26 protein-coding genes are annotated in these 26,437 nt (G+C 68.3%); 12 read left to right on the top strand and 14 right to left on the bottom strand.

Annotation, left to right across the window (positions count from 1 at the left end):
- Positions 1-45: 45 nt before the first annotated feature.
- The 7 genes from soxZ to AC1RL8_RS28125 all read right to left on the bottom strand — a co-directional run bounded on the left by soxZ (position 46) and on the right by AC1RL8_RS28125 (position 5,187).
- On the bottom strand, positions 46-357 hold the full coding sequence (soxZ, locus tag AC1RL8_RS28155; RefSeq protein ID WP_172438442.1) for a thiosulfate oxidation carrier complex protein SoxZ: 312 nt from the start codon (positions 355-357) through the stop codon (positions 46-48).
- A 46-nt stretch (positions 358-403) separates the two neighbouring features.
- Positions 404-862 carry a thiosulfate oxidation carrier protein SoxY gene (gene soxY / locus AC1RL8_RS28150; protein ID WP_056576806.1) on the bottom strand — a complete coding sequence of 153 codons (459 nt, stop codon included), beginning with the start codon at positions 860-862 and terminating at the stop codon, positions 404-406.
- Positions 863-881: 19 nt separating this feature from the next.
- Entirely contained in the window at positions 882-1,931 is a 1,050-nt protein-coding gene (locus tag AC1RL8_RS28145) for a c-type cytochrome (protein WP_492686922.1), read from the bottom strand.
- Entirely contained in the window at positions 1,915-3,279 is a 1,365-nt protein-coding gene (gene soxC, locus AC1RL8_RS28140; RefSeq protein ID WP_307581964.1) for a sulfite dehydrogenase, read from the bottom strand. The genes AC1RL8_RS28145 and soxC overlap by 17 nt, the downstream gene beginning before the upstream one ends.
- A 19-nt stretch (positions 3,280-3,298) precedes the next feature.
- On the bottom strand, positions 3,299-3,616 hold the full coding sequence (locus AC1RL8_RS28135) for a c-type cytochrome (protein WP_101491419.1): 318 nt from the start codon (positions 3,614-3,616) through the stop codon (positions 3,299-3,301).
- 144 nt (positions 3,617-3,760) lie between these two features.
- Positions 3,761-4,231 carry a thioredoxin fold domain-containing protein gene (locus AC1RL8_RS28130; RefSeq protein ID WP_070063010.1) on the bottom strand — a complete coding sequence of 157 codons (471 nt, stop codon included), beginning with the start codon at positions 4,229-4,231 and terminating at the stop codon, positions 3,761-3,763.
- Positions 4,228-5,187, bottom strand: coding sequence for an MBL fold metallo-hydrolase (locus AC1RL8_RS28125; protein WP_492686921.1), 960 nt, complete (start codon positions 5,185-5,187; stop codon positions 4,228-4,230). Before AC1RL8_RS28125 ends, AC1RL8_RS28130 begins: the two co-directional genes overlap by 4 nt.
- 111 nt (positions 5,188-5,298) lie before the next feature.
- Between AC1RL8_RS28125 and AC1RL8_RS28120 the strand changes: the two genes are divergently transcribed.
- A complete protein-coding gene (locus tag AC1RL8_RS28120; protein WP_095950321.1) occupies positions 5,299-5,712 on the top strand; it encodes a DsrE family protein in 414 nt (137 codons plus the stop codon).
- 40 nt (positions 5,713-5,752) lie between these two features.
- Here AC1RL8_RS28120 and AC1RL8_RS28115 read toward each other — a convergent pair whose 3' ends face one another.
- Positions 5,753-6,079 carry an ArsR/SmtB family transcription factor gene (locus AC1RL8_RS28115; protein WP_062473861.1) on the bottom strand — a complete coding sequence of 109 codons (327 nt, stop codon included), beginning with the start codon at positions 6,077-6,079 and terminating at the stop codon, positions 5,753-5,755.
- A gap of 287 nt (positions 6,080-6,366) precedes the next feature.
- Between AC1RL8_RS28115 and AC1RL8_RS28110 the strand changes: the two genes are divergently transcribed.
- Genes AC1RL8_RS28110 through AC1RL8_RS28090 form a run of 5 tightly spaced genes read left to right on the top strand, consistent with a single transcriptional unit; the run spans position 6,367 to position 13,359 of the window.
- Positions 6,367-7,473: an efflux RND transporter periplasmic adaptor subunit gene (locus AC1RL8_RS28110; RefSeq protein ID WP_492686920.1), complete on the top strand. Its 1,107-nt coding sequence runs from the start codon at positions 6,367-6,369 to the stop codon at positions 7,471-7,473.
- On the top strand, positions 7,470-10,568 hold the full coding sequence (locus AC1RL8_RS28105) for a MexW/MexI family multidrug efflux RND transporter permease subunit (protein WP_492686919.1): 3,099 nt from the start codon (positions 7,470-7,472) through the stop codon (positions 10,566-10,568). Before AC1RL8_RS28110 ends, AC1RL8_RS28105 begins: the two co-directional genes overlap by 4 nt.
- A 12-nt stretch (positions 10,569-10,580) precedes the next feature.
- A complete protein-coding gene (locus AC1RL8_RS28100) occupies positions 10,581-12,020 on the top strand; it encodes an efflux transporter outer membrane subunit (RefSeq protein WP_492686918.1) in 1,440 nt (479 codons plus the stop codon).
- A gap of 35 nt (positions 12,021-12,055) precedes the next feature.
- Positions 12,056-12,721, top strand: a complete 666-nt coding sequence (locus AC1RL8_RS28095; protein ID WP_492686917.1) for a helix-turn-helix transcriptional regulator — start codon at positions 12,056-12,058, stop codon at positions 12,719-12,721.
- Between the two features lie 56 nt (positions 12,722-12,777).
- Positions 12,778-13,359, top strand: coding sequence for a superoxide dismutase (locus AC1RL8_RS28090; protein ID WP_159274807.1), 582 nt, complete (start codon positions 12,778-12,780; stop codon positions 13,357-13,359).
- A gap of 48 nt (positions 13,360-13,407) precedes the next feature.
- On the opposite strand, the gene AC1RL8_RS28085 is transcribed toward AC1RL8_RS28090, so the two are convergent.
- Complete coding sequence (locus tag AC1RL8_RS28085) at positions 13,408-15,993, bottom strand: hypothetical protein (RefSeq protein ID WP_492686916.1); 2,586 nt, start codon at positions 15,991-15,993, stop codon at positions 13,408-13,410.
- A 105-nt stretch (positions 15,994-16,098) separates the two neighbouring features.
- Positions 16,099-16,476, bottom strand: a complete 378-nt coding sequence (locus tag AC1RL8_RS28080) for a VOC family protein (protein ID WP_492686915.1) — start codon at positions 16,474-16,476, stop codon at positions 16,099-16,101.
- 245 nt (positions 16,477-16,721) lie between these two features.
- On the opposite strand from AC1RL8_RS28080, the gene AC1RL8_RS28075 reads away from it, so the two are divergent.
- The gene (locus tag AC1RL8_RS28075; RefSeq protein ID WP_095950327.1) at positions 16,722-17,711 is read left to right on the top strand and encodes a Bug family tripartite tricarboxylate transporter substrate binding protein; all 990 of its coding nucleotides are present in this window, start codon (positions 16,722-16,724) and stop codon (positions 17,709-17,711) included.
- Positions 17,712-17,823: 112 nt separating this feature from the next.
- Here the strand turns inward: AC1RL8_RS28075 and AC1RL8_RS28070 are convergent, their stop codons facing one another.
- From AC1RL8_RS28070 to AC1RL8_RS28055, 4 genes are read right to left on the bottom strand one after another with little or no spacing between them, the layout of a single operon-like run.
- Positions 17,824-18,081 (bottom strand): hypothetical protein, encoded by a 258-nt coding sequence (locus tag AC1RL8_RS28070; protein ID WP_062473877.1) that lies wholly within the window; start codon positions 18,079-18,081, stop codon positions 17,824-17,826.
- A 16-nt stretch (positions 18,082-18,097) separates the two neighbouring features.
- Positions 18,098-18,871 carry an SDR family NAD(P)-dependent oxidoreductase gene (locus AC1RL8_RS28065; RefSeq protein ID WP_492686914.1) on the bottom strand — a complete coding sequence of 258 codons (774 nt, stop codon included), beginning with the start codon at positions 18,869-18,871 and terminating at the stop codon, positions 18,098-18,100.
- A 58-nt stretch (positions 18,872-18,929) separates the two neighbouring features.
- Positions 18,930-19,409, bottom strand: a complete 480-nt coding sequence (locus tag AC1RL8_RS28060) for a hypothetical protein (protein WP_062473882.1) — start codon at positions 19,407-19,409, stop codon at positions 18,930-18,932.
- A gap of 11 nt (positions 19,410-19,420) precedes the next feature.
- Complete coding sequence (locus tag AC1RL8_RS28055) at positions 19,421-20,185, bottom strand: Crp/Fnr family transcriptional regulator (protein WP_489061205.1); 765 nt, start codon at positions 20,183-20,185, stop codon at positions 19,421-19,423.
- Between the two features lie 84 nt (positions 20,186-20,269).
- Between AC1RL8_RS28055 and AC1RL8_RS28050 the strand changes: the two genes are divergently transcribed.
- The 5 genes from AC1RL8_RS28050 (at position 20,270) to AC1RL8_RS28030 (ending at position 26,413) form a co-directional block, all read left to right on the top strand.
- Entirely contained in the window at positions 20,270-22,234 is a 1,965-nt protein-coding gene (locus tag AC1RL8_RS28050) for an AMP-dependent synthetase/ligase (protein WP_492686913.1), read from the top strand.
- The gene (locus AC1RL8_RS28045) at positions 22,231-23,016 is read left to right on the top strand and encodes an ABC transporter ATP-binding protein (RefSeq protein WP_062473888.1); all 786 of its coding nucleotides are present in this window, start codon (positions 22,231-22,233) and stop codon (positions 23,014-23,016) included. The genes AC1RL8_RS28050 and AC1RL8_RS28045 overlap by 4 nt, the downstream gene beginning before the upstream one ends.
- Positions 23,017-23,018: 2 nt before the next feature.
- On the top strand, positions 23,019-23,948 hold the full coding sequence (locus tag AC1RL8_RS28040; RefSeq protein WP_070062998.1) for a branched-chain amino acid ABC transporter permease: 930 nt from the start codon (positions 23,019-23,021) through the stop codon (positions 23,946-23,948).
- 1 nt (position 23,949) lies between these two features.
- Positions 23,950-25,014: a branched-chain amino acid ABC transporter permease gene (locus tag AC1RL8_RS28035; RefSeq protein WP_062473892.1), complete on the top strand. Its 1,065-nt coding sequence runs from the start codon at positions 23,950-23,952 to the stop codon at positions 25,012-25,014.
- Between the two features lie 67 nt (positions 25,015-25,081).
- Positions 25,082-26,413, top strand: coding sequence for an ABC transporter substrate-binding protein (locus tag AC1RL8_RS28030; protein ID WP_062473894.1), 1,332 nt, complete (start codon positions 25,082-25,084; stop codon positions 26,411-26,413).
- Positions 26,414-26,437: the final 24 nt, after the last annotated feature.

Raw genomic sequence — 26,437 nt, 5'->3', positions numbered from 1 at the left:
AACACGCGAACGATCAATCGATCGCTCGCGTGGTCGAAGAAAGCGTCAGCTGACGGTGGCTTCGTCGGTGCGGGTGTCGCCGCGGTTGTCCTTCCAGGTCACGGCGATCTTGTCGCCGGCCTTCGCGCCCTTCAGCGTGAACTGCATGAAGGGGTTCTTCGACACCGCCGGGCCCCAGTCGGCCGTGAGCACGGTCTTGCCGTTGAGCGAGGCCGTGACCTCCTGGATGAACCAGGCGGGGATGGTCTTGCCGGCGGCGTCCTTGCGCTGGCCGGTTTCCATTTCGTGCGCCATGAGGATGCGCACGGTCGTCTTGTCGCCCGCGGCCTGGGCGCGGATGCGCATGGGATCTGCCATGGTGGTCTCCTTCTTCTCGTCGTGTTCTGTGTGTGAAGCCCGTCGCTCAGCCGCCGCAGCCGCCGAGCGTGACCTTGACTTCCTTCTTGGCGAAGAGCGCCTTGCCGTCGTTCATGACCGCGATCGCGTACACGTCGGACGACTGGCCCAGCTTGGCGCGCGTGGTGAAGTTCGACTCGACGAACTCCGAGGTGTTGAAGATCGCGACCACGGCGTTGGGGTTCTTCTCGACCAGCAGCATGAGCTGCTTCACGCCGGGCAAGGCGGTGGCCACGCTGAGCGGCACCACGGCGCCGTTCTCGGCGATGTCGGGGCCGGTGATGGTGACGTCCTTGCTCTCGGTGGGCGCGCCGGTGACACCGACGGCCTTGAGCGCGTCGGCCACGCTCTTGGCGTCGAAGGCGTCTTTCGAATACGCGAGGGCGGTGGCGGGGAGCCAGCCGGCGGTGGCCGCCAGGCCTGCGAGGGCGGCGGACTGCGTGAGCATCTGTCTGCGGTTTTTCATGGGGTTGTCTCCTGTCGAATCATGGTCCGGCGCTGTCGGCGAGCCAGCGTGCGATGGCCTTGGCATCATCGTCGCCGAGGGTCTGCGGCGGCATCGGGATCGCCCCCCAGACGCCGGTGCTGCCCGCCTTGATCTTCTGCAGCAGGTGGTCGGCCTGGCCGGGGTACTTCTTCGCGATGTCCGAGAAGGCGGGGCCGACGAGCTTCTGCGTCATGCCGTGGCAGGCGGTGCAGCTGTTCTTCTCGAGCAGCGCCACGGGCACTTTCGGTGCTGCGGTCGGTGCGCTGGTCTTCACGGCAGCAGCAGCGGGCGCTGCGGTGGCGATGCCGCGCTGCGCACCCACCAGCCGGTTCTGGTCGGCGAGGTTGCCGTGGCTGCCGCGCGCATGCGCCGGCAGTTGCGCGACCGACGACGCCGCCGGCACGCAGTCGCGCATGCAGGCCACGGCCGACACGTCGGGCTTGGCCGCGCGGCCGAACTCGCTGCCGGGCCACATCGCATGCGCGGTGGTGCCGCCGTTGCGGTTGGGCATGCGGGCCTGCACCTCGCGGATGTTCTTGTCGGACAGCGTGAAGTCGTCGGGCACGATGCCGCCGAGGTTCAGCATGTAGGCGGTGACGGCGTACACGTCGTCGGGCGTCAGCGACTTGGGCTGGTTCCACGGCATGGCGCGGTACACGTAGTCCCACACGGTCGACAGGCTCGTGACCTTCATCAGCGTGGTGCGGCCCGGGAAGGCCGGGTCTTTCAGGCGCGCGACGTGGCCGCTCTTGATGTCCTCGGCCGTGGTGCCGCCGACGATGGGGCTGAACACCTGGTTCGATTCGCCGAACACGCCGTGGCACGAGGCGCACTTGCCTTCCCACAGGTCCTGCCCGCGCGTGACCGAGCCCGAGCCGGGCGGCAGGCCCTTGAAGTCGGGGCGCACGTCGATGTCCCACGCGGCCACTTCCTTGGGCGTGGCGTCGCGGCCGATGCCGGCGTAGCCTGCCGCCTTGGGCTGTGCCCATGCCGCAGCGCCGCATGCGAGAACGAGCAACAGCAGCGCGCGCTTAGGAAAGCTGGACATTCGCCACCTCCCCGTTCGCCTGCACCTGCCACGACTGGATGGCGTTGTTGTGATAGATCGAGCGCGTGCCGCGCACCGCGCGCAGCTGCTTGTAGCTGGGCTGCACGTAGCCGGTGTCGTCCATCGCGCGGCTCTGGATGATCGCGGGCGTGCCGTCCCACACCCAGTCGATGTTGAAGCGCGTGAGGCACTTCGAGAGCACGGGCGATTCGAGCCGCGCGGTGCGCCAGTTGCGCCCACCGTCCACGCTCACGTCCACGCGCTTCACCTTGCCGCGGCCCGACCACGCGAGGCCGGTGATGTTGTAGAAGCCCTTGTCGAGCAGCATCTGCCCGCCCGAAGGCGTGGTCACGACGCTCTTGCATTCCTGGATGCTGGTGTACTGGCGGTGCTGGCCGTCGGGCATGAGGTCGACGTAGTGCACGGTCTCGTCCTTGGCGCCGTAGGGCTGGTCGCCGAGTTCGATGCGGCGCAGGTACTTGACCCAACTCACGCCCTGCACGCCGGGCACCACGAGCCGCAGCGGGTAGCCCTGCTCGGGCCGCAGCATCTCGCCGTTCTGGCCGTAGGCCACGAGCACCTCGCCCGAGCGGATGAGGCTCATGGGAATGGTGCGCGTCATCGACGAACCGTCGGCGCCCTCGGCGAGCACGAAGCGCTCGCCCTTCAGGTCGGCGCCCGCCATCTCGAGCAGCGTGATCAGCGGCACACCGGTGAACTCGCTGCACGACAGCATGCCGTGCGTGTACTGGGCCGTGGGCACGGCGACGTTGCCCCACTCCATGCCGGTGTTGGCGCCGCATTCGATGAAGTGGAAGCGCGACACCGAGGGCAGGCGCATCAGCTCGTCGAGCGTGAAGACCTTCGGCGTCTTCACCATGCCGTTGACCATCAGGCGGTGCTTCGACGGATCGATGTCCCACCAGCCCTGGTGGTGCCGCTCGAAGTGCAGGCCGCTGGGCGTGACGATGCCGAACAGCGACTGCAGCGGCGCGAACGACACCGAGGCCTGCGCAGTCGGCGTGAGCCCCGGGCTCTGGCGGCGCTGCACGTTGGCTTCGTACTTGGAAGGCTTGCCGTAGCCGTCGGTGACGACCGGCTGGCCGAGGCCCGTGCTGTGCGCGGGCAGGTTCAAGATGGCGGGATCGCCGTCGCCCACAACGGTGCGCGATTGCGCGAGCGCGGACGACGTGGCCGCCGTGCCTGCGACGGCGGCCGCGAAGGCGTTGCGGATGAAGTCGCGCCGCCCCTTGCCGGCTTCGGCGAAGACGGCGCGCACGCCTTGCGCGTCGAGAAAGTTCTCGGGTGCCTTGCGCACCTGCCCGGTCTGCTGGATGCTGCCGCTCATCGCGTCGCGTCCGTGGGCCTTACTTGGCGCCGCCCAACACCCAGGCGGCCAGCGCCTTGGCATCGGCCTCGCTCATCGCGGGCTGCGCGGGCATGGGCACGGCGCCCCACTTGCCGGTGCTGCCCTTCTGGATGCTCGCGGTGAGCACGGCAAGCGCGTCGGCCTGGCCGGTGTACTTCTTCGCGACGTCGAGGTAGGCCGGGCCGACCAGCTTCTTGTCGACAGCGTGGCAGGCGAGGCAGGCGTTCTTCTGGGCCAGTTCCTTGTTGGCAAGGGCCGGTGTCGACAGCAGCAAGGCGGTGACAGCAACGGCGAGCGACGGCAACAGCAACTTCAATTCGGTCTCCTCGAAACGCGCCCCGAAGCGGCCGGTTTCATCGTTAAATAAGTAAATCGTTATGTATTGATTTTAGGGACGATCGTGAACAAGGGAAGGGCTTTGCCCTTGGGGGAAACCCGTTCGGTTTCGCCATGCATAACGTCAGCCGCGCACGGCGGTGCGCGCTTGCTGCAGGCGTGCTTCGAGGTAGGCGCCGTAGAAGTCCGAGTCGCCGCCGGTCAGGCGCTCGGCGACCTCGCGGCCGTTGCGGCCGAAGAAGAGCACGGTCGGTGCGACGCTGACGTGCCACGCCTTGATGAGCGCGTCGTGCGTGCGCGTGGCGCCGTCGAAGTCGCGCACGGTGCGCGCATCACGAAAGTCGATCTGTACCACGGGCAAGCCCGCGGCGAGTTCGGGCATGAGGTAGTGCTCGCGCGCGATCTTGCAGAAGGGGCAGCCCTGCAGGCTGGCCATGACGACCAGCGGTTGCGAGCGGGCCAGCGCCGCGGCGAGCGCGCCAGCCAGCGAGACGGGCGCGGGCAACTGCACATCGGCCGCATGCACGGCCACTGGCGCGACGCACCACGCGGCGAGGCCCGCAACGAGCTGCCGGCGCGTGCGCTCGCCGCTCATCGCGCCTCCTGCTCCAGCAGCAGGTAGGTGTTGTAGGCGTTCATGCGGTTGGCCACCTTGAACAGCGGCCAGGCCTCGAAGCGCGACCAGTCGGTGGCGGCGTAGGCCTCGTCGAAAGGTGTCATCTCGGTGGCGGCCTTCTGCATCGCGCCGCGCAGGAAGACGAGGTAGTCGCGCGTCTGCCGCAGGTCTTGCGCCGGGTCGTCCGACGCGGGGCCGTGGCCCGGCACGATGGTGCGTGCGTCGAGCGCGAGCAGCGCGTCGAGTGACGTGATCCAGTGCCGGCTGTCGGCCGAGCCCACGTAGGGCGTGCGGTTGCGGAACACGATGTCGCCGGTGAACAGCACCTTCTGCTGTGGCAGGAAGATGGCCAGGTCTTCGGGCGTGTGCGCGGGGCCGGCGGGCTGGATCACGAAGCGCGTGCCGCCGATGGTGAGCTCGGTGCGCCCGTCGATCCACACGTCGGCCGGCACCAGCCGCGTGCGCTCGTCGATCCACGGCGCGAGTTCCTGGCGCGAGGCCTCGAGCCGCAGCCGCGCGGTGTCGGACGTGAGGTAGGTCTTGCCCCGCGCGTGCGCCACGATCTGCGCGCCCAGTGCCTTGAACACCTGCAGGCCGTAGATGTGATCGGCGTGGTAGTGCGTGAGGATGACGTGGCTGATCGGCTTGGGCGTGAGCTTGCGGATCTCGGCCACCATGCGCTCGGCGACAGCGGGCGAGCCGAGCGCGTCGATCATCACGACGCTGTCGCGCGTGATGACGAAGCCGGCGTTGGAGATGAAGTTCTGGTTCTCCTTCGAGCCCAGCGCGGGGATGCCCTGCACGTAGTAGATGTCGGGCGCCACCGGCAGCGGGCGGATCTCGGGCGCGGCGAACGCGGCACTGGCGCTCAGCCAGAGCGCAGCGCACATCAGCAGCGCCTTCGCGCGAACGGCGGTGGGCCGGCACGGGAACATCGTGGGTCGTCTCCTGCGGGCTTGGCGGCGAGGGCCGCGGGCTTGCCCGGCTGTAAATATAAGCAGAAGATGATATTTTGCGGGCAACGACAACAGCCAGAGGGTTTCCCCATGAGACACGCATTCATCGCTTTCCTGCTCGCCATGGTCGCCACGTTCGCGGGCGCACAGGAGACCAAGGTGGTCTACCACGTGAACACCGGCGTGGAGAACAGCGCAGCCATCCTGGCGAACATCACGAACCACCTGAACGCAGACCCGAAGGCGAAGATCGTGGTGGTCACGCACGGCCCCGGCATCGACTTCCTGCTGAGCGATGCGAAGGACAGCCGGGGCCGCGAGTTCAGCGGCCCGGTGAGCGCATTGGCCGGACGCGGCGTGGAGTTCAAGGTGTGCAACAACACGCTGACCACGCGCAACATCGACGCGGGCAAGCTGCTGATGGAAACCAAGGTGGTGCCCTCGGGCGTGGCCGAGGTGGCGCGGCTGCAGGCGAAGGAAGGCTACGTCTACCTGAAGCCCTGAGGCGCGAAAGCCGGCTGATGCCGGCCCTCTTCTTCTCTTCTTATTCCTGCTCGATGGCGATCTGCACGCAGATGCTGCGGCACAGCGCCACCACGGTTTCGTTCGCGATGCTGTAGTAGATGCTCACGCCGTCGCGGCGTCGCGCGAGCACGCCCGCCTGGTAGAGCGTGTTCAGGTGCTGCGACATGTTGGGCTGCGTGGTGTCGATCTGCGCGAGCAGCTCGCTCACGTTCTTCTCCCCGTTGCACAGCAGGCTCACGATCTTCAGCCGCATGGGCGCGGCCATGGCCCGGAACAGGTCGGCGGCCATATCGAAGACCTCGTCCTCGGTGACAGCCGCGGACTTCTTACGGGGTTTGGTGGCCATGCTGAATAGGTTCATGCGCAGGTCGCAATGTACATCGGCGCCTGGCGCAGCGAGCGATGTCCCGGCGGCCGTATGGCGATTGCACGCCGGCGCCGCGTCACAAAAGCGACGCGCTGCCCGTCTTCGGGGTGCGGGGATGTCCCCGCGCAACCACCCGGAGCACCCACCATGCACGCGACGCCAAAGATAGCCCTGCCCTATCGGGGCCATTGCCACGTCTTTCTCGACAGCGTTCGGACGCGATCTAATAATCAAAGCACTTTCTTTGATAAAAAAGCAGGTTGCGTATGAACAAACAATCCAGGACCTGGCTCGGCGCCGGTCTCACGGTCGCGGTGCTGGGCGCGGCGGGCTACGGGCTCGTGGCGAAATTCCAGCCGGCCCATGCACAGGGCGGCGCGATGCCGCCGGCCAAGGTGGCGGTGGCCCCCGCGCGGCAGACCGAGATGGCGCGCTTTCTCGGCGGCATCGGCACGCTGGAGGCCAACCGGCAGGTCGAGGTGCCGGCCGAGGTGGAGGGACGAGTCGCGAAGATCCTTTTCACGCCGGGCGCACAGGTGCGTGCCGGCCAGCTGCTGGTGCAGCTGAACGACGCGCCCGAGCAGGGCGACCTCGAACGGCTGCGCGCCCAGCATGCCAATGCCAGGGCCCTGCTCGAACGCACGCGCCGCCTGCTGCCGCAGCAGGCCGCCACGCAGGAGCAGATGGAGCAGGCCCAAGCCGCCTTCGACCAGGCCAGCGGCGAGCTGCGCCGCGTGCAGGCGCTCATCGAGCAGAAGCACATCCGGGCGCCGTTCGACGGCGTGCTGGGCATCCGCAAGGTCAACCTCGGCCAGTTCGTGCGCGCCGGCGATGCGCTGGTGTCGCTCACCGATGCGCGCACGCTGTTCGCCAACCTCACGCTGCCCGAGAACGCGCTGCCGGCGCTGCGGCGCAACCAGGCGGTGGCGCTCGCGGTCGACGCCTATCCGGGCCGCGTGTTCCCCGCGAAGCTCAGCGCCATCGAGCCCATGATCGGCAGCGACACGCGCACCGTGCGCCTGCAAGCCACGGTCGACAACGCCGACGGCGCGCTCACGCCCGGCATGTACGTCAACGCCAAGGTGGCGCTGCCCGCGCGCGCCGACGCCATCGCGGTGCCTGAAACCGCCATCACCTACAGCACGCACGGCGACTCGGTGTTCGTGGTGCGCGCCGGCGACAAGGGCGACGGCTTCTCGGTGCAGCAGGTGTTCGTGAAGACCGGCGAGCGGCAAGACGGCCTGGTCGTCGTCGAGCAAGGCCTGAAGGCCGGCGAGCAGGTCGTCACCTCGGGCCAGCTGCGCCTGTACAACGGCGCCGCCGTGGCCCCGGCCGCGAAGGACACGCTGGCCCTGCAGGACGCGAAGTCATGAAGTTCACCGACCTCTTCGTGCGCCGGCCCGTGCTGGCGCTGGTGGTGAGCACGCTCATCCTGCTGCTCGGCGCGCGTGCGCTGGGCGACCTGCCGGTGCGCCAGTACCCGCTCACCGAGAGCACCACGCTCACCATCACCACGCAGTACCCCGGCGCCTCGCCGGAGCTGATGCAGGGCTTCGTCACGCAGCCCATCGCGCAGGCGGTGGCGACCATCGAGAACGTCGACTACCTTTCGTCGTCGTCCACGCTCGGGCGCAGCGTGATCAGCGTGCGCATGAAGCTCAACGCCGACGCCAACCAGGCGCTCACGCAGGCGATGGCGCAGGTCAGCCAGGTGAAGTACCGGCTGCCGGCCGAGGCCTTCGACCCGGTGATCCTCAAGTCGTCGGGCGAGGCCACGGCCGTCGCGTACGTGGGCTTCTCGAGCAAGACGATGCCCGTGCCGCAGCTCACCGACTACCTCTCGCGCGTGGTGCAGCCGCAGTTCGCGTCGATCGAGGGCGTCTCGGGCGTCGAGGTGTCGGGCGGGCAGACGCTGGCGATGCGCGTGTGGCTGGACGCCAACCGCATGGCCGCGCGCGGCATCTCGGCCGGCGAGCTGGCCGACGCGCTGCGCCAGAACAACGTGCAGGCCGCACCCGGGCAGGTGAAGGGCCTGTACGTGGTGTCGAACATCCGCGTGAACACCGACCTGGTGAACGTGGCGGAGTTCCGCGACATGGTCATCAAGCGCGACGGCGATGCCATCGTGCGGCTAGGCGACGTGGCCACGGTGGAACTCGGCGCGGCGAGCGCCGACAGCAGCGCGACGATGGACGGCGACAAGGCCATCTACCTCGGCCTGCAGGCCGCGCCCAACGGCAACCCGCTGGTGATCGTGAAGCGCATCCGCGACCTGCTGCCCGGCATCAAGCAGAACCTCCCGCCGGGCGTGGAGGTGCAGCTGCCCTTCGAGCTCGCGCGCTTCATCGAGGCCTCGATCGACGAGGTGCAGAAGACGCTGCTCGAAGCCATCGCCATCGTGGTGCTGGTGATCTTCCTGTGCCTGGGCTCGCTGCGCGCGGTGCTCATCCCGGTGGTGACCATTCCGCTGTCGATGCTGGGCGCGGCGGCGCTGATGCTGCTGTTCGGCTTCAGCATCAACCTGCTCACGCTGCTGGCGATGGTGCTGGCCATCGGCCTGGTGGTGGACGACGCCATCGTGGTGGTCGAGAACGTGCACCGCCACATCGAGGAAGGCAAGTCGCGCGTGCAGGCCGCATTGATCGGCGCACGCGAAGTGGCCGGCCCGGTGATCGCGATGACGCTCACGCTGGCCGCGGTGTACGCGCCCATCGGCCTCATGGGCGGACTCACGGGGTCGCTGTTCAAGGAGTTCGCCTTCACGCTGGCGGGCGCGGTGGTGGTGTCGGGCGTGATCGCGCTCACGCTGTCGCCGGTGATGAGCTCGTTCCTGCTGCCGCAGGACGCCACGGCGGGCCGCATGGCGCGCTATGCCGAGGCCTTCTTCCACAAGCTGGCCACGGCCTACGGACGGCTGCTCGACGTGTCGCTGCACCACCGCTGGGTCACGGGCCTGCTGGCGGCGGCCGTGCTCGTGAGCCTGCCCTTTCTGTACAACGCGGCGCAGCGCGAGCTGGCGCCGGGCGAAGACCAGGCGATGGTGATGACCGTCATCAAGTCGCCGCAGCACGCCAACATCGACTACGTCGAGAAGTTCGGCCAGAAGTGGGACGAGGTGCTGGCCAAGCTGCCCGAGAACACCGGCCGCTGGCTCATCAACGGCTCGGACGGCGTGTCCAACAGCATCGGCGGCGTGCAGCTGTCCGACTGGAACGCTCGCCAGCGCAACGCCGACCAGATCCAGGGCGACGTGCAGGGCGGCATGAACGAGGTCGAGGGCAGCAGCGTGTTCGCCTTTCAGCTGCCGTCGCTTCCCGGTTCGACCGGTGGGCTTCCGGTGCAGATGGTGATCCGCAGCGCGGGTGACCACCGCAGCGTGTTCGAGGCGATGGAAACGCTGAAGAAGGCGGCGCGCGAGAGCGGCAAGTTCGCCGTGGTCGACAGCGACCTGGAGTTCAACAACCCCGTGACCGAGGTGCGCGTGGACCGCGCCAAGGCCAACAGCATGGGCGTGACCATGAAGGCCATCGGCGACACGCTGGCCGTGCTGGTGGGCGAGAACTACGTCAACCGCTTCGGCATGGACGGGCGCTCGTACGACGTGATTCCGCAGTCGCCGCGCGACCAGCGGCTCACGGCCGAGGCCCTCGCGCGCTACTTCGTGAAGAGCGCGAGCGGCCAGCCCGTGCCGCTGGCCAACCTGGTGCAGCTGTCGACCAGCGTGGGGCCCAACAAGCTCACGCAGTTCAACCAGCTCAACGCCGCGACCTTCCAGGCCATTCCGATGCCGGGCGTGACCATGGGCGACGCCGTGGCGTTCCTCAGCGAAGAGGCCAAGAAACTGCCGGCCGGCTTCAGCTACGACTGGCAGTCGGACGCGCGCCAGTTCACGCAGGAAGGCTCGGCGCTGGTGATGGCGTTCGTGTTCGCGATCGTGGTGATCTACCTGGTGCTGGCCGCGCAGTACGAGAGCCTGCGCGACCCGCTGATCATCCTGGTCAGCGTGCCGATGTCGATCTGCGGCGCGCTGGTGCCGCTGGCGCTGGGCTTTGCCACCATCAACATCTACACGCAGATCGGGCTGGTGACGCTCATCGGGCTCATCAGCAAGCACGGCATCCTGATGGTGGAGTTCGCCAACGAGATCCAGGAGCGCCTGAACCTGGAGCGCCGCGCCGCCATCGAGCAGGCCGCGCGCATCCGGCTGCGCCCGATCCTGATGACCACGGCCGCGATGGTGGTGGGCCTGGTACCGCTGCTGTTCGCCAGCGGCGCGGGCGCCAACAGCCGCTTCAGCATCGGCCTGGTGATCGTGGTCGGCATGCTGGTGGGCACGCTGTTCACGCTGTTCGTGCTGCCCACCATGTACACGCTGCTGGCACGCGACCACCGCACGGTGGGCCGCTCGCAGCGCGCCGCCGAACTCGAGGCGCTCGTGGCGCGCGAGCCTGCGGGCGACACCGTCTGAGACACCGGGAGCATGACCATGACGACAAGACTTTTCTCCTACGCCGCGCCGTTCGCCCTCAGCCTGCTGGTGCTGGCCGGTTGCGCGGTGGGGCCGAAGTACGCCGCGCCGAACGATGCGCCGGTGGCCATCGCCGCCCCCGAGCGCGCGCTGTTCGCGCCCGACGCGGTGCAGCGCGACTGGTGGCGCCAGCTCGACGACCCGCAGCTCGACGCGCTCATCGAGCGTGCGCTGGCCGGCAACCACGACATCCGCATCGCCCACGCGCGGCTGCTGGAAGCGCGTGCGATGCAGACCGAGGCCGAGCTCGACCGCCTGCCCGTGGTGACGCTGGGCGCCAGCAAGACGCGCAGCATCGCGCAGGGCAACGGCGTGCCGGCCGATGCGCGCACGCTGGCGCAAAGCAGCCGCGCCGGCTTCGACGCCGGCTGGGAGATCGACCTGTTCGGCCGGCTGCAGCGCCTGGACGAAGCCGCCACCGCGCGCGCCCAGGCCAGCGCGGCCGACCTCGCGCAGGTGCGCATCGTGGCCGTGGCCGAACTGGCGCGCAACTACTACGAGATGCGTGGCGCCGAGCAGCGCCTGGCCGTGACGCAGCGCACCCTCGACAGCCTGCGCCAGAGCCTGCGCGTGACCGAGGCGCAGGTGCGCACCGGGCGCGGCCTCGAAGGCGACCTGGCGAGCGCGCAGGCCAACCTGGCCAGCACCGAAAGCCAGCTGCCCGCGCTCGAGACCACGCGCCGCCAGGCCGCGCACCGCGTCGCCGTGCTGGCGGGCCTGCGCCCGGCCGAGCTGACACCGATGCTGCAGCCGCACCCGCTGCGCGTGCTCGACAAGCGCCTGCCCATCGGCGACCTGGGCGAGTTGCTGCGCCGCCGGCCCGACGTGCTGCGCGCCGAACGCGGCCTGGCCGCCAGCACGGCCGACGTGGGCGCGGCCACGGCCGAGCTGTACCCGCGCGTCGACATCGGCGGCTTCCTGGGCTTCATCGCACTGCGCGGTGCCGACCTGGGCAGTTCGTCGAGCCGCGCCTTCAGCGTCACGCCCGGCGTGAGCTGGCCTGCGCTGCGGCTGGGCTCGGTCAAGGCCCGCCTGCGCGGCGCCGAAGCGCGTGCCGAGGGCGAGCGCGCCGTCTACGAACAGACCGTGCTGCGCGCCATCGAGGACGTCGAAAGCGCCCTCACCGGCTACGGCCAGAACCAGCTGCGCCTGCAGCGGCTGCTGGAGGCCTCGGCCCGCAGCGGCCGCGCCGCCGAGCTGGCCGAAGTGCGCTACCGCGAAGGCGCCGCGCCCTACCTGAGCGTGCTCGACGCGCAGCGCACCCTGCTGCGCGCGCAGGATGCCGTGGCCGAGGCCGAAACGGCCTCGTTCACCAGCCTCGTCGCGCTTTACAAAGCACTGGGCGGAGGCTGGCAAGCGCCCACGGATGCGAAGGGAGGGCCAACCACCTGACAATGACGCTGTTTTCCCCCACGACCGAAGCCGCCATGTCCGCCCCCGATGCCACCAAGCCCACCTGGATGCCGCACCAGCCGGCAGACCGCATCCTCTCCACGCTGAAGACCCGCGGCGCGCTCGGCATCCCCGACATCGCCAAGGTGCTGCACGTGACGGTCGAGGCGGTGCGCCAGCAGATGTCCAAGCTCGAGACCGAAGGGCTGGTGGACGCCGAAAGCCGCTCCAGCGGCCGCGGCCGTCCGACCCAGATCTGGCGGCTCACCGGCGAGGGCCACAAGCGCTTTCCCGACACGCACGCCGAGATGACGGTGCAGATGATCAGCGCCGTGATCAGCGTGTTCGGCGAAAAGGGCATGGACCAGCTCATCGGCGCGCGCGAAGCCACCATGCGCGCCACCTACACCGAGGCCATGCGCGGCGCGCGCAACCTCGAGACGCGGCTCGAGCGGCTGGCGGACATCCGCAGCCGCGAGGGCTACATGGCCGAGTACCGGGCCGAGGGCGACGGCTTTCTCTTCATCGAGAACCACTGCCCCATCTGCACCGCGGCGCAGGCCTGCACCGGCTTTTGCCGCAGCGAGCTGCAGCTCTTCGACGAGGTGCTGGGGCCCGAGGCCGACGTGAGCCGTGTCGAACACGTGCTTGCAGGCGCGCGGCGCTGCGCCTACCGCATCGTGCCGAAGGCCCGCGCCTGAGGCACCGACCTGTTTTTTGTTTTCCCCTTCCACCAACTAGAAAGAAAGACTCCACCATGGAACACACCCTTCCCCCGCTGCCGTACGCCATCGACGCGCTGGCCCCCGAGTATTCGAAGGAAACGCTCGAGTACCACCACGGCAAGCACCACAACGCCTACGTGGTGAACCTGAACAACCTGCAAAAGGGCACCGAGTTCGAAGCGATGACGCTCGAAGAGATCGTCAAGAAGTCCAGCGGCGGCATCTACAACAACGCCGCCCAGATCTGGAACCACACCTTCTTCTGGAACTGCATGAAGCCCCAAGGCGGCGGCGCCCCCACCGGCGCGCTGGCCAAGGCCATCGATGCCAAGTGGGGCAGCTACGACGCCTTCAAGGAAGCCTTCGTGAAGTCGGCCGTGGGCAACTTCGGCTCGGGCTGGACGTGGCTGGTGAAGAAGGCCGACGGTTCGGTGGACATCGTGAACACCGGCGCAGCCGGCACGCCGCTGACCACCGCCGACACCGCGCTGCTGACGGTGGACGTGTGGGAACACGCGTACTACATCGACTACCGCAACCTGCGCCCGAAGTTCGTCGAGACCTTCCTGGCCAAGCTGGTGAACTGGGACTTCGCAGCGAAGAACTTCGGCTGAAGCCCGCGCTGTCGGCATGAAGAAAAGCCGGCCTGCGGGCCGGCTTTTTCATGGGCGCGCCGTCACCATCCAGTCGATCCAGCGCGCCACGTGCGCCTGGTCGAGGTCGAAGTAGTGGGTGTGGGCGCCCAGGCCGAGGCAGGCCTCGTGCTCGGCCGCGACGCACCAGGCTGGTGGCGTCGTCACCTGCTCGTAGGGCTTGTCGTCCTCGCCCCAGAGCCAGCGCCCGACATAGTCGCCGGCCGTGTAGAGGTTGACCCAGCGGGCCACGCCGACCTGGGCCGCGCTCGGCCCGCCGCCATTCGCGTCTTCCGCCGTCACCCAGCCATAGAGGTGCGGAAAGCGCGCCGCATACAGCTGGCGCAGCGGGCAGCCGGCGGTGAGCAGCAGCAGGCGGCTCTTGTTGAGCGCCGCCCAGAGGTCGGTCACCCGCGCATCGACTTTCTGCGCGGCGCGGAACTGCAGGTAGCGCAGCAGCTCGGTCGAGATCACCGTGCCCTGGCTGTGGGCCACGATCACGATGCGGTCGTAGCCCTGCGCCGCCACGTGCTCCAGCAGCGACACGTAGCGCGAGAAGATGCGCGCGCGCGGAATGGCGCGGCGCGGGAACTCGCGGAAGTGGCCGTCGACGTCCAGCGCCACGTCGAGCGGCATGCGCAGGCCCGGCACGGTGCGCGTGAGAAAACCGCCGAGCAGCGAGACGGCGGCGGCCAGCGTGGCGGCGGTGAAGATCAGCGGCTTGAGCCCGCTTTGCGACAGCGCCGACACCCAGATCACCGCGTCGTCGATCCAGCCGCCGACCGAGACATTGCACTGCTTGAGCACCAGCAACAGGGCCACCGCGAAGGCGACCACCACGCTGGCGCTGGTCAGCACGGCGACGAAGCGGTCCAGCCGCCGGTAGCCCGCGCCGAGCCAGCGGCCCAGGCCCTGCGAGGTGCCGAAGGCCACCTTGAGCTCGGCGAACAGGCTGGGCACCAGCACCGCCACCAGGTAGGCCAACAGCGACAGCGTGAGGCCGGCCGTCAAGGCGAAGGCCTGCGTGCTCTTCTCATAGCGGCTGTGCAGGAAGTTCGCGCCGTCGGCCCAGTAGACGTCCTTGCCGAACCAGAACGGCGCGTAGTCGACGTCCTTCGCGCCGAGCTCCACGAGGTTCGTCAGCACGGCCCACGACACCATCGACAGCGCCACGAACGCCGCCACCGACACGAACAGCCCCAGCCGCCCCGTGGCGATGCTGGCGCGCGCGGCGGCGTCGCGGTCGGGCACCGTCTCCCCGGCGAGCAGCCAGGCGATGAGCAGCACGCCGGCCACGCCCCACCAGGCCACGACGCCCAGCAGCAGGTACTCGACCACCCGCATGCCGGCGCGCACCCAGTGGCGCAGGTCGTCCGTGGCGCCCGCGGCCGAGGCGTTGATCGCCACGTGCACCAGCAGCGCCGCCGCGGTCAGCGCCATCAGCCCCAGCCCCCAGGTGCGCGCCGCCGGAAAGCGGTCGCGCGCGATGCGCAGCGCGCGGTCGGCCAACGCGGCGAGCAGCGCCAGCCAGGCCACGCCGACCACCCAGTGCGCGGGCACCAGCGCCCACAGGAACCAGCCCGCCAGCAGCGCGTACAGGCCCACCACGATCCGCGAGGAGGCCTGGGTGCGCGCCTGGTAGCAGTACCACCAGATCGCCAGCACCGGCACGATCACCGCCAGCACCCGGCGCAGCAGTTCGGTGAGCGACAACGCATGGGGCGCGGGCTCGACCCGCGCCAGTCCGCCAAGCCCCGCGATCACCAGTCCGACCAGCAGCAGCTGCAGGAAGAGGTTCGCCAGCAGGTTGGCAAAGGCCCAGTCGAGCGCGGTCTGCAGCTTCGCCAGGCAGGCCCAGCGCCGCGCGCCCGAAGGTCTGGGCTTCCTGTTCACACCAGCCGCTTCGGCGGCCCGGTCCACCGCGTCGCGGCCCAGCTGCGAGAGGCGGAACACGATGGTGAAGAGCTCCGCGACGATGCGCGCCACCGAGCCCGGCAGGCGCGACAGGTCGGCCCAGTACATCTCGTGCACGTCGATGCGCTGCTGCACCGGCTGCCCGTGGGCATCGGTGGCGTCGCGCGTCATGCGCACGCGCGTGGCCTCGTAGGCCTCGTGGTCGGGCTCGGCGCGCTGCGACTTGAACAGCAGGTAGTCGCTGAAGGCGATGTCGGGGTTGCTCTTCTTCAGCTCGCGCGGCGTGAGCGGCCCGCGCCCCTTGGCGGCACGCACCACGCCCGCGTCGTCGGCCTCGGCGGTCGAGATCCAGTCGTCGGCGCTGAAGTCGGACGTCTTCGACTGCCGCATCGCCTTGCGCACGGGCGGCACGTAGGCCTTCTGCGCGGCGCCGCCTTCCGTGGCGGCCTTCTCGTTCTTGTCCTGATGCCCCGTGCGCTGCTGCACCATCGAGGTCAGCGGCGGCACCGGCAGGAGGTGGCTGTCGCAGTCGGCCTGGCGGTAGGTGGCGCCCTCGCCGGGGTGGTTGAGCATCAGCGAGGCGATGGCGCGCGCCGTGTCGCCAGCCTTCTGGTCGGCCACCCCGTGGATGGCGATGACCGCGACGCGCTCGGGGCGCGCGGATGGCTCAAACGTTGGCTGCTCGGGCGACGGTGCGCTCATGTGGGAACTCCTCCATGCCAGGCCGGTGCATGGCAGGAGGAATTGTCCGCAGCGCGCTGCCCTTGGCTTCCCCCAAACGGGGGATGCCGGATGGACAGGGGTTGCTCAGACGTTGATGAGGTTCAGGATGTTCCCGTCGGGGTCCTTGAACCACGCGACCTTCATCTCGCCCATGACGTGGATGTCGCCCGCGAGCGTGGTGTCGGGCATGTCGTAGTGCTCGAAGCGCACGCCCTTGGCCTTGAGCGCGGCCACGAGGCGCTCGATGTCGCCGTCGACCGACCAGGTCACGGCCGTGGCCTGGTTGGTGCCCGCGAAGGCCGAGCGGTAGACGTTGAGCCGCGTGTTGCCGCTGCGGTAGACGATGACCTCGTCGCCTTCGGCGTCGACCTGCGCGAGGCCGAGCGTGTCTTCGTAGAAGCGTCGGGCCACGGCGAGGTCTTTCACCGCCAGGTTGGCCACTGCATTGATGTGTCCGAGCATGGGTGCCTCCCGCAAAGAGGAATGGCGCCCGGAAGCCGCCGAGCGCCGGGCGAGCCAGAAATACTCAACCATTTGGTGGAGTATTCGACGCGCGATGGGCGGTGTCAAGGCGTCCGAAAGTACGCACCGCCCCGTGTTCTGCCCCCGCCAGCCGAGACGAGGGCCATCGCGAACCGCGAAAACCCCGCGCCGGCACTTCCGGCAGACTGCATCCCCCCTGCCCCCAGAACGAGACAATGCCCCCCATGACCCCATCGAACTTCCTCCGTCCGCTGGCCTTTGCGCTGGCCTTCACCGCCGTGGCGGCCACCGCCCCGGCCCACGCCCAGACCGCCGCCTACCCCGCCAAGCCCATCCGCATGGTCGTGCCCTTCCCGCCCGGCGGCGGCACCGACATCCTGGCGCGCCTGGTCGCGCAGAAGCTCACCGAAGCCAACCACTGGACCGTGGTGCCCGACAACCGCGCGGGTGCCGGCGGCACCATCGGCATCGCCGAGGCCGCGCGCGCCACGCCCACGGGCTACGACATCGTGATGGGCCAGAAGGACAACATGGTCGTCGCGCCCTGGCTCTACAAGAGCCTGAGCTACAACCCGGTGAAGGACCTCACGGCCGTGGCCCACGTGGCCTACACGCCCGTGGTGATCGTCACGCAGGCCAACTCCAAGTTCAAGACGCTCGACGACGTGGTGAAGGCCGCGCGCGCCGCGCCCGACACCGTCACCTACGGCTCGCCGGGCAACGGCACCACCATCCACCTGGCCGGCGAGATCTTCAACGGCGCCGCCAAGATCAAGATGCGCCACGTGCCCTACAAGGGCTCCAACGCGGCCATGATGGACGTGCTCGCGGGCAACGTCGACCTGATGGTGTCGTCGGTGCCCTCGGCCATGGCGCAGATCAAGGCCGGCAAGCTGCGTCCGCTGGCCGTCACCTCCGCCAAGCGCAGCACCTCGCTGCCCGACACGCCCACCGTGGCCGAGCTGGGCTACAAGGACTTCGACGTGAGCACCTGGTACGGCGTGTTCGTGCCGGCCGGCACGCCCAAGGACATCGTCACCACGCTGAATGCGGCGGTCAACAAGCTGCTGGCCACGCCCGAAATGAAGGCGGCCATCATTGCCCAGGGCGCGGAGCCGCAGAGCATGACGCCGGAGCAGTTCGGCGCGCTGCTGAAGACGGACTACGAGAAGTGGAAGGGGATCGTGCAGGCCTCGGGCGCGACGATCGAGTAAGAGGGGTTTTCATACCAGGAACACCGCGGAACCGGCTTTGCCGGGCCGCTGGTGTTGCCCCCGGTAGGGGGTTGGCGAAGCGACACGAAGTGCGCGAAGCCTGGGGGCGAGCTCAGTCCGGCACGAACTTGGCGTTGAAGATCTCCACGTCCGCCGCATCCTCGAACGTCGCCACCTGCCCCATCTTTCCGTCGCTCATGCGGCAGGCCGAGAACAGGCTGTAGCGACCCTTGAAATAGAACTCGTCCATCACGATCAGCGCGTACGGGTACGGCACGAACACCTGGTGCTCGAAGACGATGCGGTGCACGTTCCTCGGCGACGGGAAGAGCTTGTATTCGACGGTGTCGATGGACTTTGCGGTGGCCATGATGTGGTCGCCGTGTTCAGGCCGGGTCGCGCACGTCGGCCACGGGATTGCTGCCGAAGTCCGCGCGCGCCAGGTAGGCGAGCACCTTGGCCGCGGCGCTCTGGGGGCTGTCGAGCCGGCCTTCTTCCTTCATGCTCACGAAGCGCGTGCGGTCCGGGAACTGTTCGGCCGAAGCGCCGCGCAGCTGCACCTGCATGTCGGTGTCGATGATGCCGGGCGCCAGCGACACGATGCGCGCGCCGTTCGGTGCATGCACCTCCTCGAGCGCCACGGCGCGCGAGAAATGGTCCATGCCGGCCTTGGCCGCGCAGTACGGCGCCTGGCTGCCCAGGGCGTTGCGGCCCAGGCCCGACGAGATGTTCAGCACCTTGCGTGCGCCGCGCCATTCGCGCGTGCCGCCGAGGAAAGCGGCCGTGAGCAGCATCGGCGCCTCGAGCCCGATGCGCAGCGCCTGGGCCAGCTCGGCCGGCACGGCGCGCGACAGCGGCGCGGGGTTGCCGACGGTGCCGGCGTTGTTGATGAGCGTGACGCTGTCGAAGCACTGGCCGTCCAGCGTGCGCAGCCAGTCCGACAGGCGCGCCGCGGCGGCCACCGGGTCGGACAGGTCCTGCTCCCATTGCGTCAGTTCAGCGCCGGCCGCCTTGGGGGCTTCGGCCAGTTCGGGCGAGGACTTGCGCGCGATGCCGAGCACCGTGTGGCCGGCCTGCAGCAGCTGTTCGGCCATGGCACGGCCCAGGCCGCGCGAGGCGCCGGTGATGACGGTGAGGTGGGAAGAAGCGGAGGTGGTCATGGTGGTGTGGGAGCAGGAGAAGGCCGCAAGGCTAAGGGATATCGAAAGGCCGCGCGCGTCAGCCGGTACGGAACTGGGCGCGCAGGAAGTTGCGGTGGCGGGCGATGTGCTGCAGCTGCGCCGGTGCGATGGAGCCGCCGAGGTCGACTTCGTCCGCCCCGTTGAGCACCGCGTTGGCGTTCGCCATGGCGCGCGCCACGACCTCTTCCTCGCTCACGCCGAGCTGCGCCGCCAGGTCGAGCGCGACGCGGCGCATGGCGCGCTGCGACAGCATCCACATCGCGCCGAAGCGGTCCCAGGCCAGCGCGGCCTCTTCCGATTTCTCGCGGTCGGCCAGGATGTCCTTGAGCGGGCGCGCCAGGATCTCGTTGAGCGCGTCGATCTGTTCGCCCAAGGCCTCGGCGCGGTCGATGGCTTCTTCCAGCGTCGGGCCGTCGTCTTCCTCGTTGCGGGCCTGCGTGGCCTGTTGCTGCTGCGGCGGAAGAAAGCTCGCCTGTGCGTCGGCGGGCACGATCTGCAGGTGGTCGGAGAGGGCCATGTTTTTATCTTTCAGTTCGAGGTGCTGTTGTTCTTGCGGCTGGACATCGCGGTGGCGCGCAGGCCCGGCAGGTCGAGCACGCGCAGGCCACCGTACTCCACGCGGATCAGCCCCTGCGCCGACAGCGCATTGAGCGCCTCGTTCACGCGCTGGCGCGACAGGCCGACAAGGTACGCCAGTTCCTGCTGCGTGATGCGCAAGACCTCGCCCACGCCGGGGTACAGCACCGGGTTGAACAGCGACACCAGGTTGCGCGCCACGCGCGCGTCGGGGTTGTTGAGGCGGTCGATCTCCAGCGCCGCGATGAACTGGCCCAGCCGCTCGTTGAGCTGGTTCATCACGAAGCGGTTGAAGCCGATGGAGTGGTCCAGCAGCCAGTGGAAGCTCTCGATCGGCAGCCCCGCCACGAGGCTGCGGCGCAGCGCCTGGATGTTGTAGCGGTAGGGCTCGCGCTTCATCACCGTGCCCTCGCCGAACCAACCGCCGGGCGGCACGCCGGTGTAGGTGACCGAGCCGCCGTCGGCGTTGTCGTTGCTCATCTTCAGCAAGCCCTCGACCACGCCGAACCAGTAGGTGGGCGAACGCCCGACGCGGCACACCAGGTCGCCGGGCTCGGCCTCGCCCACCACGAGCGTGGCCTCGGCGCGGCGGCGCTCGGTGGGCGTGAGCGTGGGCAGCCACGGAATGCCGTCGAGTTCAGCGGCATTGGCAGGGCGCACGCGGTCCTTGATGGAACCGCCGAGCACGTTCTGTGGGTTGAGGTTGCCAGGAGGCATCGGGAAACTCCGGGGAGTAGTGTCCCTAGGATTGTCGTTGGAACGACAACCGGGCGTCAAAGTGGGACCTACGATCCGGCCACTGTGCAAACCACCGCCCCCACCTTCCCCCGTCTGCTGCTCGCGCATGCCGAGGCCCGTCCCGAGGCTCCCGCCGTGCGCGAAAAAGACCTTGGCATCTGGCAAACCTGGACCTGGAACGCCGTGGCGCAGGAAGTGCGCGAGATGGCCTGCGGTCTGGCAAGCCTTGGCTTCAAGGCCTTCGACAACCTCGCGATCGTCGGCGCCAACCGGCCGCACCTGTACATGGCCGTGCTCGCCGCGCAAAGCCTGCGCGGCGTGCCCGTGCCGCTGTACCAGGACGCGGTCGCCAGCGAGATGGTCTTCATGCTGAACGACGCGAGCATCGAGTTCGTGATCGTCGAAGACCAGGAGCAGGTCGACAAGCTGCTCGAATGCCGCGAGCTGCAGCAAGGCCAGGAGGGCCAGCAGCAGGGCATCCGCCACATCATCTACGACGACCCCAAGGGCCTGCGCCACTACGAGCAGCCGGGGCTCATGAGCTACGAGCAGCTGCGCGAGCTGGGCCGGGCCTTCGACAAGGCCAACGCCGGCTACTACGACCGCGCCGTGGCCAGCGGCGAGGCCAGCGACGTCGGCGTGATCCTCTACACCTCGGGCACCACCGGCCGCCCCAAGGGCGTGTGCCAGACGCACGCCAGCTTCATCGCGGCGGGGCGCGGCGGCGTGGAGACCGACAAGCTCGGCCCCGGCGACAACATCATGAGCTACCTGCCGATGGCGTGGGTGGGCGACCACCTGTTCTCGGTGGCGCAGTGGCTGGTGGGCGGTTTCACGCTCAACTGCCCCGAGTCGGCCGAGACGGTGATGAACGACATGCGCGAGATCGGCCCGAGCTACTACTTCGGCCCGCCGCGCACCTTCGAAGGGCTGCTCACGGCCGTGTCGATCCGCATGGAAGACGCGGCCGCGCCCAAGCGCTGGCTGTATGCGAAGTTCATGGCGCTGGCACAGCGCGTGGGCGCCGACATCCTCAACGGCACGCCCGTGAGCACCGGCGACCGCTTCATGTACAGCCTGGGCAACCTGCTCATCTACGGCCCGCTGCGCAACGTGCTGGGCATGAGCCGCATCCGCGTGGCCTACACGGCCGGCGCGGCCATCGGGCCCGACCTGTTCCGCTTCTACCGCTCCATCGGCGTGAACCTCAAGCAGTTCTACGGCCAGACCGAGACCTGCGCCTACGTGTGCCTGCAGCAGGACGGCAAGGTCAAGCTGCAGACCGTGGGCACGGCGGCGCCGGGCATCGAACTGAAGATCGCCGACGACGGCGAGGTGCTGGTGCGCGGCGTGTCGGTGCTCAAGGAGTACTACAAGCGCCCCGACGCCACGGCCGAGGTGCTCGACGCCAACGGCTACTTCCACACCGGCGACGCCGGCGTGCTCGACAGCGAAGGCCACCTGCGCATCATCGACCGCGCCAAGGACGTGGGCCGGCTCGTGGGCGGCGCGATCTTTGCGCCCAACTACATCGAGAACAAGCTCAAGTTCTTCCCGCAGATCAAGGAAGCCGTGTGCTTCGGCAACGGCCGCGACGAGGTCTGCGCCTTCATCAACATCGACTTCGAGGCGGTCGGCAACTGGGCCGAGCGCCGCGGCCTGGCCTACGGCGGCTATGTGGACCTGGCCGGCAAGCCCGAGGTGCTGACGCTGGTGGCCGAGTGCATCGCCAAGGTCAACGCCGACCTCGCGGCCGAGGACGGCATGGGCGAGACGCAGATCGCGCGCTTCCTCGTGCTGCACAAGGAACTCGACCCCGACGACGACGAGCTGACCCGCACGCGCAAGGTGCGCCGCGGCTTCATCGCCGAGAAATACGCCGTGCTGGTCGATGCGCTGTACGGCGGCAAGACCGCGCAGTACATCGAGACCCAGGTCAAGTTCGAGGACGGACGCACGGGGGTTGTCAGCGCCACGCTGAAGATCAACGACGCCAAGACCTTCCCCATCGTGAAGGCCGCTGCATGAGCAACCGAAAGATTGGCGACGTCATCCTCGACGTCCAGAACATCAGCCTGAGCTTCGGCGGCGTGAAGGCGCTGACCGACATCAGCTTCAACGTGCGCGAGCACGAGGTGCGGGCCATCATCGGCCCCAACGGCGCGGGCAAGAGCTCGATGCTGAACTGCATCAACGGCGTGTACTGGCCGCAGCAGGGCTCCATCACCTTCCGCGGCCAGACCTTCAAGCACATGAACTCGCGCCAGGTGGCCGAGATGGGCGTGGCGCGCACCTTCCAGAACCTGGCTCTGTTCAAGGGCATGAGCGTGCTCGACAACATCATGACCGGGCGCAACCTCAAGATGAAGAGCGGCCTGTTCGCACAGGCGCTGCGCTGGGGCCCGGCCGAACGCGAGGAGCTGCAGCACCGCGAGTTCGTCGAGCACATCATCGACTTCCTGGAAATCCAGGCGCACCGCAAGACGCCGGTGGGCCGCCTGCCCTACGGCCTGCAAAAGCGCGTCGACCTCGGCCGCGCGCTGGCGATGGAGCCGCAGGTGCTGCTGCTGGACGAACCCATGGCCGGCATGAACGTCGAAGAGAAGCAGGACATGAGCCGCTTCATCCTCGACGTGAACGACGAGTTCGGCGCGACCATCGTGCTCATCGAGCACGACATGGGCGTGGTGATGGACATCTCCGACCGCGTGGTGGTGCTGGACTACGGCAAGAAGATCGGCGACGGCACGCCGGATGAAGTTCGGAACAACGAAGACGTGATCCGGGCGTACCTCGGCGTGGAGCATTGACCATGGGATTTTTCCTCGAAACCCTTTTCGGCGGCCTCATGGTCGGCATGCTGTATTCGCTGATCGCGATCGGCTTCGTGCTGATCTACAAGGCCTCGGGCGTCTTCAACTTCGCGCAGGGCGCGATGGTGCTGTTCGCGGCGCTGGCCATGGCGCGCTTCGCCGAGTGGTTCCCGCAGTGGTTCGGCTTCCAGAGCCAGATCCTCGCGAACATCCTGGCCTTCATCGCGGCCATGGCGGTGATGATCGTGGTGGCCTGGCTCATCGAACGGCTGGCGCTGAGCAAGCTGGTGAACCAGGAAGGCATCACGCTGCTGATGGCCACGCTGGGCATCGCCTACTTTCTGGACGGCGTGGGCCAGACGATCTTCGGCAACGACATCTACAAGATCGACGTGGGCATGCCCAAGGAACCGCTGATGGTGCTCGAAGGCACCTTCCAGGGCGGCCTGCTGCTGAGCCAGGAAGACCTGATCGCCGCACTGGTGTCCGCCGCGCTGGTGGTGGTGCTGGCGATCTTCTTCCAGAAGACCGCCACGGGCCGGGCGCTGCGTGCGGTGGCCGACGACCACCAGGCCGCGCAATCGATCGGCATTCCGCTGTCGCGCATCTGGGTGATCGTGTGGTCGGTGGCCGGCTTCTCGGCACTGGTGGCCGGGATCATCTGGGGCTCCAAGCTCGGCGTGCAGTTCTCGCTCTCGCTGGTGGCGCTCAAAGCTCTGCCGGTGGTGATCCTCGGCGGGCTGACCTCGATCCCCGGCGCCATCATCGGCGGCCTGTTGATCGGTGTCGGCGAGAAGCTGTCTGAGATCTATCTCGGCCCCATGCTCGGTGGCGGCATCGAGATCTGGTTTGCCTATGTTCTAGCACTGGTCTTCCTGCTTGTGCGGCCCCAAGGGCTGTTCGGCGAAAAGATCATCGATCGGGTCTGACATGTTCTACAGAGAAAACGGCCAGTTCAAGTCGAGCTACCGCGCCGACCAACAGATCTTCCCGATCGCGCAGGACCGCCTGGCGATCCTGGTGCTGCTGCTCGTGGCGTTCGTCGTGGTGCCGATGGGCGTGTCCGACTACTGGATGCGCGCCATCCTCACGCCCTTCCTGATCCTGTCGCTGGCAGCGCTGGGCCTGAACATCCTGGTCGGCTACTGCGGCCAGATCTCGCTGGGCACCGGCGCCTTCATGGCGGTGGGCGCGTACGCGGCTTACAACTTCCAGGTACGCATCGACGGCATGCCGCTCATCGCCTCGCTGCTGCTGGGCGGTCTGTGCGCCACGGTGATCGGCGTGCTGTTCGGCATTCCGAGCCTGCGCATCAAGGGCCTGTACCTGGCGGTGGCCACGCTGGCTGCGCAGTTCTTCACCGACTGGGCCTTCCTGCGCATCCAATGGTTCACCAACAACTCGTCCTCGGGCTCGGTGAGCGTGGCGGGACTGAACGTGTTCGGCGTGCCGATCGAATCGCCGGTGCAGAAGTATTTGTTCTGCCTGATCTTCGTGGTGGTGTTCGCACTGCTCGCCAAGAACCTGGTGCGCAGCGCCATCGGCCGCGAGTGGATGGCGATGCGCGACATGGACGTGGCCGCCGCGGTGATCGGCATCCGCCCGGTGTACGCCAAGCTCACGGCCTTCGCGGTGAGCAGCTTCATCGTCGGCGTGGCCGGCGCGCTGTGGGGCTTCATTCACCTGGGCGCTTGGGAGCCGGCGGCGTTCAGCATCGACCGTTCGTTCCAGCTGCTGTTCATGGTGATCATCGGCGGGCTCGGCTCGATCATGGGCAGCTTCTTCGGCGCCGCCTTCATCGTGCTGCTGCCGCTCTTCCTGAACCAGTTGCCGGGGTGGCTGGGCTTCTCGATCTCGACCGCATTGGCCTCGCACCTGGAGACCATGATCTTCGGCGCGCTGATCGTGTTCTTCCTGATCGTGGAGCCGCACGGCCTGGCGCGGCTGTGGTCCACGGCCAAGGAAAAGCTGCGGCTGTGGCCCTTCCCGCACTGACAGGTTCCCGTTGTTGTTGTTCGTTCGTAAAAACCCGGCACCGAGGTGCCCACAAAAGGAGACAGGCATGACACTGAAATCGCTCGCTCTGACCGCCGCCCTGGTGGCCAGCACCCTCGGCGCGGCCTTCGCGCCTTCGCTCGCGCAGGCCCAGGCCAAGGAACAGTTCTTCCCGCTGCTGGTGTACCGCACCGGCCCTTACGCGCCCAACGGCACGCCCTGGGCCAACGGCAAGCAGGACTACATCAAGTACATCAACGCCACCGGCGGCATCAACGGCGTGAAGATCACGTACGAGGAATGCGAAACCGGCTACGCCACCGACAAGGGCGTGGAATGCTACGAGCGCCTGAAGGGCCGCCCGGGCGTGACGCTGTTCGACCCGCAGGCCACCGGCATCACCTTCGCGCTGACCGACAAGGTGCCCACCGACAAGATCCCGCTCATCACGCTGGGCTACGGCCTGTCGGCCTCGCAGGACGGCGGCGTGTTCAAGTGGAACTTCCCGCTCATGGGCTCCTACTGGACCGCGGCCGACATCCTGATCCAGCACATCGGCAAAAAAGAAGGCGGCATGGACAAGCTCAAGGGCAAGAAGATCGCCCTCGTGTACCACGACTCGCCGTTCGGCAAGGAGCCGATTCCGCTGCTGCAGGAGCGCGCCAAGCAGAACGGCTTCGAGCTGTCGCTCATTCCCGTGACCGCACCCGGCGTGGAACAGAAGTCGGCCTGGCTGCAGGTGCGCCAGTCGCGTCCCGACTTCGTGCTGCTGTGGGGCTGGGGCGTGATGAACTCCACCGCCCTGAAGGAAGCCGTGGCCACGGGCTACCCGCGCGAGAAGATGTACGGCGTGTGGTGGGCCGGCGCCGAACCCGACGTGAAGGACGTGGGTGCCAACGCCAAGGGCTATAACGCGCTGGCGCTGAACACCTCGGGCACGCAGCCCAAGGTGATCCAGGACATCCTCAAGCAGGTGCACGACAAGGGCCAGGGCACGGGTCCGAAGGACGAAGTGGGCTCGGTGCTCTACACGCGCGGCGTGATCATCCAGATGCTGACCATCGAGGCCGTGCGGCGTGCGCAGGAGCGCTTCGGCAAGGGCAAGGTCATGACCGGCGAGCAGGTGCGCTGGGGCATGGAAAACCTTGCACTCGACCAGAAGAAGCTGGACGCGCTGGGCTTCTCGGGCGTGATGCGTCCGGTGAGCACCTCGTGCCAGGACCACATGGGCTCGACCTGGGCGCGCGTGCACACCTGGGACGGCGCCAAGTGGGGCGGCATGTCCGACTGGTACGAGGCCGACAGCCAGATCATCAAGCCGATGGTGAAGGCGGCCGCCGACAAGTACGCGGGCGAAAAGAAGCTCACCCGCCGCGAAGCAGCCGACTGCCAATCCTGATGCACTGAGTGCCGTGGCGGCTCG

It is taken from the genome of Variovorax sp. GW822-FHT04E09, assembly GCF_058800845.1.
This window is presented reverse-complemented; position numbering and strand designations above follow the sequence as displayed.